General features: G+C 60.3%; 12 protein-coding genes and 1 pseudogene. 9 read left to right on the top strand and 4 right to left on the bottom strand.

Annotation, left to right across the window (positions count from 1 at the left end; genetic code table 11):
- Nucleotides 1–47 precede the first annotated feature (47 nt).
- The 5 genes from FHW37_RS13845 (at nucleotide 48) to FHW37_RS13825 (ending at nucleotide 4,359) form a co-directional block, all read left to right on the top strand.
- On the top strand, nucleotides 48–878 hold the full coding sequence (locus FHW37_RS13845; RefSeq protein WP_145637459.1) for an SDR family oxidoreductase: 831 nt from the start codon (nucleotides 48–50) through the stop codon (nucleotides 876–878).
- 105 nt (nucleotides 879–983) lie between these two features.
- Nucleotides 984–2,138: an endonuclease/exonuclease/phosphatase family protein gene (locus FHW37_RS13840; protein ID WP_246690768.1), complete on the top strand. Its 1,155-nt coding sequence runs from the start codon at nucleotides 984–986 to the stop codon at nucleotides 2,136–2,138.
- 71 nt (nucleotides 2,139–2,209) lie between these two features.
- Nucleotides 2,210–3,082 carry an aldose 1-epimerase family protein gene (locus tag FHW37_RS13835; RefSeq protein ID WP_145637457.1) on the top strand — a complete coding sequence of 291 codons (873 nt, stop codon included), beginning with the start codon at nucleotides 2,210–2,212 and terminating at the stop codon, nucleotides 3,080–3,082.
- Nucleotides 3,083–3,152: 70 nt separating this feature from the next.
- Complete coding sequence (locus FHW37_RS13830) at nucleotides 3,153–4,058, top strand: aminoglycoside phosphotransferase family protein (RefSeq protein WP_145637455.1); 906 nt, start codon at nucleotides 3,153–3,155, stop codon at nucleotides 4,056–4,058.
- A 97-nt stretch (nucleotides 4,059–4,155) separates the two neighbouring features.
- Nucleotides 4,156–4,359: a hypothetical protein gene (locus tag FHW37_RS13825; RefSeq protein WP_145637453.1), complete on the top strand. Its 204-nt coding sequence runs from the start codon at nucleotides 4,156–4,158 to the stop codon at nucleotides 4,357–4,359.
- 63 nt (nucleotides 4,360–4,422) lie between these two features.
- Here FHW37_RS13825 and FHW37_RS13820 read toward each other — a convergent pair.
- A pseudogene (locus tag FHW37_RS13820) lies at nucleotides 4,423–5,412 on the bottom strand (zinc-dependent alcohol dehydrogenase family protein).
- 142 nt (nucleotides 5,413–5,554) lie between these two features.
- On the opposite strand from FHW37_RS13820, the gene FHW37_RS13815 reads away from it, so the two are divergent.
- Nucleotides 5,555–5,947: a winged helix-turn-helix transcriptional regulator gene (locus FHW37_RS13815; RefSeq protein ID WP_186458253.1), complete on the top strand. Its 393-nt coding sequence runs from the start codon at nucleotides 5,555–5,557 to the stop codon at nucleotides 5,945–5,947.
- A 23-nt stretch (nucleotides 5,948–5,970) separates the two neighbouring features.
- Here the strand turns inward: FHW37_RS13815 and FHW37_RS13810 are convergent, their stop codons facing one another.
- The 3 genes from FHW37_RS13810 to msrB form a co-directional block, all read right to left on the bottom strand.
- The gene (locus FHW37_RS13810; RefSeq protein ID WP_145637451.1) at nucleotides 5,971–6,801 is read right to left on the bottom strand and encodes a hypothetical protein; all 831 of its coding nucleotides are present in this window, start codon (nucleotides 6,799–6,801) and stop codon (nucleotides 5,971–5,973) included.
- A gap of 11 nt (nucleotides 6,802–6,812) precedes the next feature.
- The gene (locus FHW37_RS13805) at nucleotides 6,813–7,076 is read right to left on the bottom strand and encodes a hypothetical protein (protein WP_145637449.1); all 264 of its coding nucleotides are present in this window, start codon (nucleotides 7,074–7,076) and stop codon (nucleotides 6,813–6,815) included.
- A 190-nt stretch (nucleotides 7,077–7,266) separates the two neighbouring features.
- A complete protein-coding gene (msrB, locus tag FHW37_RS13800; protein ID WP_145637446.1) occupies nucleotides 7,267–7,677 on the bottom strand; it encodes a peptide-methionine (R)-S-oxide reductase MsrB in 411 nt (136 codons plus the stop codon).
- A gap of 173 nt (nucleotides 7,678–7,850) precedes the next feature.
- Here msrB and FHW37_RS13795 point away from each other — a divergent pair, with 173 nt between their 5' ends.
- Genes FHW37_RS13795 through FHW37_RS13785 form a run of 3 tightly spaced genes read left to right on the top strand, consistent with a single transcriptional unit; the run spans nucleotide 7,851 to nucleotide 11,040 of the window.
- Nucleotides 7,851–10,193: a putative monovalent cation/H+ antiporter subunit A gene (locus tag FHW37_RS13795; protein ID WP_145637444.1), complete on the top strand. Its 2,343-nt coding sequence runs from the start codon at nucleotides 7,851–7,853 to the stop codon at nucleotides 10,191–10,193.
- Nucleotides 10,190–10,663, top strand: a complete 474-nt coding sequence (locus FHW37_RS13790) for a Na(+)/H(+) antiporter subunit B (protein ID WP_145637441.1) — start codon at nucleotides 10,190–10,192, stop codon at nucleotides 10,661–10,663. Before FHW37_RS13795 ends, FHW37_RS13790 begins: the two co-directional genes overlap by 4 nt.
- The gene (locus FHW37_RS13785; protein ID WP_145637438.1) at nucleotides 10,663–11,040 is read left to right on the top strand and encodes a Na+/H+ antiporter subunit C; all 378 of its coding nucleotides are present in this window, start codon (nucleotides 10,663–10,665) and stop codon (nucleotides 11,038–11,040) included. Before FHW37_RS13790 ends, FHW37_RS13785 begins: the two co-directional genes overlap by 1 nt.
- Nucleotides 11,041–11,223 lie beyond the last annotated feature (183 nt).

Raw genomic sequence — 11,223 nt, 5'->3', positions numbered from 1 at the left:
TGCAAGCGCGGCCGTTTCCGGTGCCGCGCATCTCAAGGAGATATGTCATGTCGAAAACTTGGTTCATTACCGGCACGTCCTCGGGCATCGGCCGGGTGCTCACCGAACAGCTTCTGGAGCGCGGCCATCGCGTCGCCGCCACCCTGCGCCGCATGGATGCGCTGGATGACCTCAAGGCGCGCCATGGCGATCGCCTCTGGATCGCAGCGCTCGAAATGACCGACCGCAAGGCCGTGCGCCAGATTGTCGACCGCGCCTTTGCTGAACTGAGCGAGATCGATGTCATTGTCAGCAATGCCGGTTATGGCCTGTTCGGTGCGGCGGAAGAAGTGGCGGAGGATGACATTCCGCACCAGATCGACACCAATCTGACCGGCTCGATCGACCTCATCCGCGCTAGCCTGCCGCATCTGCGCGCCCAGGGGCATGGCCATATCATGCAGGTTGCCTCGGAAGGCGGTCAGGTCACCTATCCGAATTTTTCCCTGTACCACGCCACCAAATGGGGCATTGAAGGGTTCTGTGAAACGGTGGCCAAGGAAATCGCGCCCTTCGGCCTGAAGATGACGATCGTCGAGCCGGGCGCCACCCGCACCGAATTCGGCGCCAGCCTGAAGCGTGCGCCGGTCATCGAAGCCTATGAGCAAAGCGTGGTCGGTGATGTCCGCCGCGCCATCGAAAACGGCGCTTTTGCCATTAATGGCGATCCGTCGAAAATGGCCGCGGCGATGATCGATATCGCGGAGAGCGAAAACCCGCCGCTGCGGCTGGCGCTCGGCGGCAATACCTATGTCGGCATCCGCGCAGCGCTCGAGGCCCGGCTGGCCGAGCTGGAAGCCTATAAGCATGTCACGCTCGCCATGGATTTCTTGGATTGAGTCGCAAGTTGAAAATCGACTTAAAAGTGTAGTCGAGCCGTTATAATCTTTCTCCATCCGGGCGGCAGTCCGTTCTGCCGCCCTGCCTTGAGCGGGGAGAGGACGATGGTCAATTATGCAGGTCTGAAACAGGCATTGGCGAAAGAGGAAGGCGCTGCCGAACGTTGCGCCGAGCGGCTGATCGCCATCCGCAAGCGGCTCGAACCGCTACGGGCGCGCAAGAAGGACACGTCGCTCTTGCTCGCCACCTGGAATATTCGTGACTTCGACTCGAACAAGTTCGGCTTCGGCCCCCGCCTGCCGGAAACTTTTTATTACATCGCCGAGATGATCTCGCATTTCGATCTCGTTGCCATGCAAGAGGTCAATCGCGATCTCACGGCGCTTGAAAAGGTGATGCGCATCCTCGGCCGCGAATGGGATTACATTGCCACCGACACGACGACCGGCGCCGGCGGCAATAGCGAGCGCATGGCGTTCGTCTACAACACGGAAAAGGTCTGGTTCCGCAAGATCGCCGGCGAAATCGTCCTGCCGGAAGGCCAGCTCGTCGTCAGCCACGACAAGAAGGTGAAAGCGCCGGCAGAGCAGACGAATATCGAGCCCGAAACGAAGGAGATGAAGCAGCAGTTCGCCAGAACGCCCTTCCTCGTCGCCTTCCAGTCGGGCTGGTTCCGTTTTAGCCTCTGCACCGTGCATATCTATTTCGGCGCCGATAGCGGCGCGCAGCTTGAACGTCGCGTCAACGAGATCAAGCAGCTCGTGCATTTCTTTGCTGAGCGTCAGGACAAGGACAGCAAGCAGGAGCTCGACCGCGCCGGCCAGGTGGAGAATTACATCCTGCTCGGCGACTTCAACGTCGTCGCGCCCGAGCACAAGACCATGCAGGCTCTGGTCAGCGAGGGGTTCGAAGTGCCAAAGGCGATCGATGGCGCGCATATGCCGAGCCGAGAGCATTTTTACGACCAGATCGCCGTGCGCGTGAAGGACAAGCGCTTCGACGTCTTGGGCGGTGGCATTGTCGATATGTATGAAGATGTCTTCCGCAGCACGCCGGAAGACAAGGATCTCTACAAGAAATACATGCCTGCCAAGGACCCCGGACCCGACGACCAGTACAAGGCAGATACGCCCGACAAACTCTACGAAAAATGGCGTACCTGGCAGATGTCCGACCATTCGCCGCTCTGGATCGAGATCGCCACCGATTTTTCCGACAGCTATCTCAAGGATATCGCCAAGGGCACGAAGTCGAAATAATTTGTCCCGGTCATCCTCTGGCAATCCTTCCCGACCCGGTTATGGTGCGCGCAGTCGAGAAGGAGACGCCCATGCCCACCATTACCCGTATCGCCAATGACCACGCTGCCGTCGAAGTCTCTTCGCTCGGGGCGGAGATGCAGTCGCTGCGCGCGGCGGATGGGCGGGATTTTCTCTGGAATGGTGATGCCGCCTGGTGGAACGGCCGCTCGCCGATCCTGTTTCCGATCGTCGGCAAGGCGCCGGACAATCGCATTCTGGTGGAAGGCAAGCCTTACGAGATGAACCAGCACGGATTTGCCCGCCGTAGCGAATTCGTGCTTGCCGTCTCCGACGCCACGTCCTGCCGTTATGAACTGCAGGCATCGGAGGCAAGCCGCGCCAGCTATCCGTTCGAATTCCTGCTGGCGCTCACCCATGCGCTGGACGGGGCGAAACTGACAGTAACCGCTGAGGTCGAGAACCGCGATACGCGGCCCATGCCCTTCGGCCTCGGTTTCCATTCCGCCTTCGTCTGGCCGCTGCCGGGCGGAGAAGGAAAGCCGCATACCGTCACGCTGGACAATGGCGCGGAGCCGGCTTTGACGCGCCTTTCCGGTGGTCTTGTTGATGGCACAAAGCTGCCATCGCCGTTCAAGGCCGGGCATCTGGTTCTCAAGCATGGCATGTTCGATGCCGATGCGATGATCTTTATGGAAGGTGCAGGCGAGGGGCTTTCCTATCAGGCGGAAGGCGCCGGCGCCGGCCTGAAATTCACCTTCGAAAACCTGCCGAACCTTGCGCTCTGGCAGAAGCCCGGCGCGCCCTTCCTCTGTGTCGAACCCTGGCATGGCACGGCCGCCGAGACCGGTTCGGATGGTGCGATCGAAAAGCGGCCCTATGGCACGCTGCTTCAGCCGGGCCAGACGGCGCGGTTTGCCTTCACGGTCGAACTTTCGGCCTGAGGGGCAGGGGTATGGCAGGGGGCGACCGCAACTGTCATCCGGCCTTTACAACCCCATGCTGTAAGGGTGCATGACGGATAACGATAGTCTGCCGGCCGACGAGGCGTTGGTTCGCAACTTGCTCTCAGGTCTGGAGCCGCTGGAATTTGGTGCATGGGCGCAATTGCCCGTGCAAAGGCTGGTATCGTCCGGCACGGACAACGCGCTTTTCCGCATCGGCAATGATCTGGTGTTGCGGTTGCCACGCCGCCGCTCGGCCATCGCGCTTGCGGCCAAGGAACTCGACTGGCTGCCGCATCTGGCCGGCCTGCCGCTAGAAATCCCGACACTGCGTTATCGCGGAATGGTTCCGAACGAGCCCGGCATCGATCGCGCCTTCGGTATCTGCGACTGGATGGAGGGCGAAATCGCTGTGCCGCGGGCGATTGCCGATCCGCGCGAGGCGGCATTGTCGCTTGCGGCCTTCCTCAAGGCGCTTCACCAGAAGGACACGACCGGCGCCCCGCCAGCCGGCGCCTGCAACAGCCGCCGCGGCATCGCGCTTGCCGAACTTACCGATATCACGCTGCCGGCTATCGAGATCGTCGCCGACGAGGTCGACATTCTTCGTGCGAAAGCGCTCTGGGAAGAGGCCTCGTCGCAGGCCTATGACGGCCTGCCGCGCTGGCTGCATGGCGATCTCAAGGCCGACAACCTGATTGCCCGCCACGGAAAGCTCACCGGCGTCATCGACTGGGGCCTGTCGGCGGTCGGTGATCCGGCGGCTGATTATGCCTCTGCCTGGTCATGGGTCGACCCGTCTGCCCGCGAGACCTTCCGCGATGCCTGCTCGCTCACCGATGCCGATTGGCTACGCGGCCGAGGCTGGGCGCTTTACGGCGCCGTCATCGCGCTCAGCTATTATCGCGGCGGCAGGAATGAAGCGCTCTGCCGGCAGTCGCGGCTCACGCTTTCGCGCCTTGGCCTGCTGCTCTGAGCGCTCTCGCATTTCGTGCATTTTCGATGGCGATACACGATTCCCTCCATGAGCAAATCGAGATATATTTTGATTCGCTAATAAGTTGGAGGTAACCATGGATCTCGCCGATCTTGACCTGACCTTGATTTTTAAGCGTATCGACGTCGAGCGAAAGAAGGACACGGACATCCGGGAAATTCTCGTGATCGTCCGTGAGATGCTCGAAAGCCAGCGGCAGGCGCGGGATGCGCCGCCTTCGGCCTTCGGACATGAAGGCGCAGGGAAGAAAGCACTCGATTATTTCAAGCTGACATTTTGACTATCCGGTTTTCTGCCATGAGGGTGGCGGAGAGCCATATGTCCCCGCCACCCTTTTCAAGTTTCAAACCGTCACAACGATCTTGCCGATCTGCTCATTGCTTTCGAGAAACCGGGTTGCTTCCCGGATCTGCTCGAAGGTGAAGCTGCGCGCAATCAGCGGCTTCAGCGTGCCCGACCGCAGGCCTTCGTTGATGAAGGTCTTTGCCCGGTCGAGCGCGGCGTCATCGGTTACGATCTCAGTGTAGAGATACCCTTTCAACGTCAGGCTTTTGCCGAGAACCGCAAATTGCGGAAAAGGCCCTTGTTCCGGGCTGAGCGCACCATATTCGAGAAGAAGGCCGCCGACGGACATGCAGTCGGCAAGCGCAGCAATCGCCGGCCCGCCGATCGGATCGAACACGACGCGTGCGCCCTTGCCGTTGGTGATCTCCATCACGCGCGCAACGAGGTCTTCCTTGGCCGTGGCGATGACATGATGCGCACCGGCCTCGATCAGCGCTTGCGTCTTGGCGCTGGTGCGGGTCGTGGCGATCACGGTGGCACCGACGCTGCGGGCGATCTCGAAAGCGGCAATGCCGACACTGCTCGATGCCGCCGAAACGATCACGAATTAGCCGGCCGAAAGTTTTGCCTGCTCGATCAGCGCACCCCAGGCGGTCACATATTGCATCCACGACGCCGCCGCCTGTTCGAAGGACAGGTTTGCGGGATGTTTGACCACATGGCGGGCAGGGATGTTGATCACTTCGCCATAGGTTCCCCAGCGCGCCATATCGAGCGTCGGAATGATGCTGACCGCATCGCCTTCGCGAAACCCTTCCACCTTGCTGCCAGTCGCTTTGACAGTCCCGGCCGCCTCGTAGCCGAGTTTCGAAGGAAATTCAGCCTGTTGCAGATAGGCATTACGCCGGAACATCACTTCCGCGCGGTTGAGGCCGATCGCCTTGACGGCGATCTGCACTTCGTCTTCCTGCGGTGCCTGCACCTCGATATCGTCGATGCGCAGTACATCCGGTTCGCCATATTCGTGAAACCGTACAACTCTGGTCATGCCTGTTCTCCTTGCATGTGTCTGCCGGGCGTCCCGAAGGCCGCCATCGGTCACATGCATCTGGCAACTGGCTGCAAAACTGGAAATACGGTAATCGAAAGCATATACTGCCCCAAAGTATACCACTCGACCGGGGCCGATGATGAACAAGGACAGGAACTATGATGAGGTGCCCGGCTGCACCATGTATGCGGCGCTCAACGTCATCAGCGGCAAATGGAAGGGAATGATCCTCTACCACCTGCTGAAAGGAACATTGCGTTTCAACGCATTGAAGCGGGAGCTTGGCGATTGCTCGCAGCGCCTGCTGATCAAGCAGCTGCGGGAGCTCGAGGAAGATGGCCTTGTCGAGCGCAAGGTCTATGCCGTCATCCCGCCAAAGGTCGAATACTCCATCACCGAAGAGGGAAGAACGCTCGCGCCGATCCTGCTCGGCCTGCGTGACTGGGGGCATGGCTGGCTGAGCCGCCGCAATCTCGTTGCGCGCGACGATCATCTGGAAGCCGATGCTCGCGAGGTCTCGCCTGCGGCTTGAGGTTGTCAGCGCTTTGATTTCGCTCAGGCAATGCGGTCCCTGCCGATCCGTCCGAGGCGCATGAGAAACTCCGTTTTTGCAATGCCGACCAGCAGGCCGAATGCCAATGCCAGAAGCGGGTTGTCTTTGATCATCAGCGAGGTGATCGCGGCGCGTACCGAGCCTGTTGCTGCATCCGGATCGCCGCCGAAAGCAATGACGACGAGACCTGTGATAAACAGGAGGCAGGCGGCGACACCCACCGCCACATCGAAAAAGATCGCCATCTCGATATGGCTCACTTCACCCACCTTTTCGAGATAGGTGTCGATCGAGGCGATCTTCTCGGAGAACGACATACCGTAATAGATCACCCGGCCGAACAGACAGCCGATAGCAACAAGGAAGAATGTATTGACCGTTGCCAGCTGCGGCAGTGACTGCCCGACAGATGTGTAGGTCGCAAGCAATATGCCGGCGATATAAAGGGCGCCCGTGATAGCTATCGCCAAGACCGTCAACTTAACAGGTCTTTTCAGCGTCATTCGATACTCCGGTGTCGCTACTCGCGTGAATATTTCTTTTTCGGCACTGTCGATTTCGTCCTTCATCCGCTTTAGGTCTCCCGAAAAAGACTGGACGAGCGTGGCGGAAAATATGCCTTTGATCCGCTGCATGATCTCGCTGGAAACGGCCGTTTTCGGCAGCTGTCGCAGAATCGACGCGAGCCGAATGATCATCGCGACGATTTCATATTGTTGCTCGTTGAGCGTCGCACCCTGCTTGAAATAATAGTTCCAGTCCCAGCCTTCGTTGTCCTTGTTATCGATCCCGAGAGGCCCGGTCCCGTCCTGCTGCCCATTCGGCGGTGACATGTCCGTCCTCCTCAGGGCAGTTTCTGGCCGCAGGTCTTGCAGGTATCGGGGCGTGGGCCGAGAGAGTAGGGGATCAGTGCCGGACCATCGAAGCCATCGAACAGCTTCACCTCGTAGGGCGTTTTTTCGGCGGAACTGGTCTTTTCCATCCCTTCGAGGAAAACGCCCAGAGCCTCGATCTCGGCAATCAGCCCGTCGGCACTCTCGTTCCGTTTCGCCAGCTCAGTTTCCTGGAGCTGCTGCAGCAGCTCCCCCAGGTGCTTGGTCAACAACATGCCCACCCCCTTTGAAACCCGGCTCCCCGCCGATGAATTCTCTTAGCAGAGATGGAATCGAAAATCATCTTAAAGTTGTTTTATTTTTGATCTCGCCTGTTGATTCTGCTCGCCTCCTCCTGACCCGCACAAACAAAAAAGCGCCCCGTTTCCGAGGCGCTTGTCTTGTGATCGTGTCGATCGGCAGAACTCATTTCAGCGGCGTAAAGTTCATCGCATGGCCGTTGATGCAATAGCGCAGGCCGGTCGGCGGCGGGCCGTCCGGGAAGACGTGGCCGAGATGGCCGTTGCAATTGGCGCAGCGCACTTCGGTGCGCACCATGCCATGCGTCGTATCGCGCAATTCCTTGACGGCATCGGGCTTCACCGCCTCGAAATAGCTCGGCCAGCCGCAGCCGGAATCGAATTTCGTATCGGAGACGAACAAGTCCTCGCCACAGCCGGCGCAGCTGTAAATCCCCTTTTCATGGGAATTCCAGAACGGACCGGTAAAGGCACGCTCCGTGCCGGCCTGGCGCAGGATGTAATACTGTTCGGGCGTCAGTTCTTCCCGCCATTCGGCGTCGGTTTTGGCAACTTTGGGTGTGGTGACATCGGACATGGCAAATATCCCTTTCGTTTGACCCATAGATAGGCATCACAAGGGCCGGAATAAAGATCAGCTTTCTGTGTTTCTTGCCCGCAAGTGCTTGAGGCGGTGGGGGCTTTACCCTAGAAATTCGGTGGACTTGCAGGATCCGCAGGGGAACGGATCCATTCTGGAGGGTAGGGCATATGGGCATGAACGCCCCGGCATGGACGTTCGCGGCACTTTTCCTGCCCTTTCTGGCAGCGGCACTCGCTCCTGTTCTGGTCGGCCGTTTCGGCGCCAGGGCTGCCTGGTTTCTGGCGCTTGCGCCTTTCCTCTCCTTCCTCAATTTCCTGCGCTTCTTCGGCGAGATTTCCAGAGGCGAGGTGGTGACCGGCGGTTACATGTGGGCGCCGAGCCTCAATCTTTCCTTCTCCTGGTTTCTCGACGGCCTGTCGCTCACCTTCGCGGCCCTCGTCACCGGTATCGGCACGCTGATCGTCATCTATTCCGGCGGTTACCTGAAGGGGCATCCGCATCAGGGACGCTTCCTCGCCTTCATGCTGCTCTTCATGGGCGCCATGCTCGGGCTTGTCGTGTCCGACAGCTTTCTGATGCTGTTTGCCTATTGGGAACTGACCTCGATCGCCTCCTTCCTGCTGATCGGCTTTGACCATGAACGGCCGGCAGCAAGGCGCGCGGCGCTGCAGGCGTTGCTGGTGACCGGAGGTGGCGGTCTCTGCCTTCTTGCCGGCCTCGTTCTGCTCTGGGATGTCACCGGCATTACCCAGATGTCGCTGCTGATCCATATGGAAACCAGCCTGCGCGAAAGCCCGTTCTATCTCGCCATCCTGCTTCTGGTCCTCGGCGGCTGCTTTACCAAATCGGCGCAGTTCCCTTTCCATTTCTGGCTGCCCAATGCCATGGAAGCGCCGACACCGGTCTCCGCCTATCTGCATTCGGCGACCATGGTGAAGGCCGGCGTCTATTTGCTGATGCGGCTGCAGCCGGCGCTCGGCGCCACGCCCGCCTGGGAAATCCTGCTTCCCTTTTTCGGTGGCATCACGCTGGTGGCCGGCGCGCTGATGGCGCTGCGCCATACCGACATGAAGATGATGCTCGCCTATACGACCATGGCCTCGCTCGGCCTGCTCGTCATGCTGACCGGCTTCGGTTCGCCGCATGCGGTCGAGGCGGCGGTGCTTTATCTGGTGGCGCATGCGCTGTTCAAGGGTGCGCTTTTCATGATCGTCGGCGCCATCGACCACGAGGCCGGCACCCGCGATATTTCCAAGCTCGCCGGTCTACGCAAGTTCATGCCCTGGACCTTCGCCGCCGCCGTGCTTGCCGCGCTGTCGATGGCCGGCCTGCCGCTGTTCTTCGGCTTTCTCGCCAAGGAAGAGATCTATGCCGCGCTCGCCGCCGGCAATCCGCGCGCCGTCTTTTTCACGACGCTGGCACTGATCGGCAATGCGCTGATGTTTGCCGTTGCTTTCGGCATCGCCTTCAAGCCGTTTCTCGGTGTTTTCGCACACCACGAAGGTGTTCGGCATCACATCCACGAAGCACCGCTTTCGATCTTTCTCGGGCCTGCCGCGCTGGCACTGGCCGGCCTCGTTGCGGGTCTCGCAAGCGGTGTCGTGCACACTTACGTCTCGTCGCCCATGGCCTCGGCCATCCTGCATGAGACGGTGACGATCGACATTTCCACCCTGCCGCATATCGGCCTGCCGCTTTTCCTCTCGCTGGTGACGATCGCGTTCGGACTGGCAATCTTCTGGAAGCTGTCGCGAGTCCGCAGCCTGATGGCCGCCCTGTTCGAAAGCCTCGGCCCCGGCCCGGATCGCGGTTTTGACACGGCGCTGAACGCGCTCCTGCATTTTGCGGCCTCCGTCACCCGCATCGTTCAGCCGGGACGGCTGGAAATCTACATCACCATCACCTTCGTCCTCGTTGCCGCCATGCTGCTCGTGCCGCCGATCGTCTTCGGCGAACTGCCCGGCCTGCCGCCATTACCGGCCGGCGGCGTTCTCGTGCAGGAAGGACTGTTCCTCGGCATCGCGGTGATTGGCATAGCTGCTGTCCTGCGGGCCGGCGACCGGCTGACGGCGATCGTTTCGCTCGGCATCCAGGGTTTTGCCGTTGCGGTGATCTTTCTGCTGTTCGGTGCGCCGGATCTCTCCTTCACGCAGTTCATGGTGGAAACCCTGTCGGTCGTCATTCTGGCGCTGGTCATGACCCGCCTGCGCCTCTCGCCCTCCGACAGTCGCCCGATCGGCCAGCGCCTGTTCGACGGCATTCTCGCCATCGCCTGCGGCCTTGGTTTCACGCTGCTTCTCTTGAAGACGTTCGAGACGCCGTTCGACAATGTTCTGACCGATTTCTTCAATGCCTATTCCAAGGTCATCGCCCACGGCGCCAATGTCGTGAACGTCATCATCGTCGATTTCCGCGGCACGGACACGCTCGGCGAAATCGCCGTCGTGACGATCACCGGGCTGGCCGTCCTGGCGTTGATCCGGGTCAGGGCAGGGGGCAAGACGCCATGAACACGCTGATCCTGCGCACCGTCGCCCCCTTCGTCACTGCGCTGACACTGCTCTTTTCCGTCTTCGTCCTGTTGCGCGGCCATAACGAGCCGGGCGGCGGCTTTATTGGCGGATTGATCGCCGTCTCTGGCCTTGCTCTCTATGGCATCGCCTTCGGTGTCGGCGCCGTGCGCCGAGCGCTGCATTTTCATCCGATGGCAATTGCCGGTGCCGGGCTTTTCCTGTCGACGCTCTCCGGCACCATCTCGCTTTTTGCCGGCGTGCCCTTCATGACGGGGCTATGGATCTATCCGCACCTTTTCGGCACCGAAATCCCGCTCTCGACCGTCATGTCCTTCGATCTCGGGGTCTATCTCGTCGTACTCGGCGCCATCACGTCGATTGCGCTGGCGCTCGAGCAGGAACCGGGACCGGAAGCGGACGAGCGCCAAAGTGGTCCTGATGGTCCGCAGAAAAGGGGGGATGTCTGATGGAAACGCTGTTTGCCGTCCTGATCGGCCTGTTCTTTGCTGCCGCCATCTATCTGATGCTGTCGAAATACACGGTGCGCATCCTGCTTGGCGTGGCGCTGCTCGGCAATGCGGTCAACCTTCTGCTTTTTACGACGGGCGGTCTTACCCGCGAAGTACCGCCGATCATTCCGGCCGGTTCCGACGTACTCTCGACCGTCGCCGCCAACCCGCTGCCGCAGGCGCTGATCCTGACGGCGATCGTCATCTCGTTTTCCTTCTTCGCCTTCCTTCTGGTTCTGACCTATCGCGCCTATCAGGAGCTCGGCACCGACAATACCGACAAAATGCGCCTCGCCGAACCCACCGACGAACCGCTGCCGCCGATGGGGTATTGATGCAGGTGTTTATGTTTGCGACCACCATAGCCCCTCACCCTAGCCCTCTCCCCGCGCGCGGGGAGAGGGGACGTGCCTCGCGCCATCTCTTCGAAGAGGCGAGGCAGTTCGGCATATCCCTTCTCCCCGTCGTTACGGGGAGAAGGTGCCGGCAGGCGGATGAGGGGCAAACGCGAAACACAG

Source organism: Neorhizobium alkalisoli (genome assembly GCF_007829835.1).
In the GTDB taxonomy this organism is placed as follows: Bacteria; Pseudomonadota; Alphaproteobacteria; order Rhizobiales; family Rhizobiaceae; genus Neorhizobium.
Note: the sequence above shows the minus strand (reverse complement) of the source record. Positions and strands in the feature narration are given on the sequence as shown.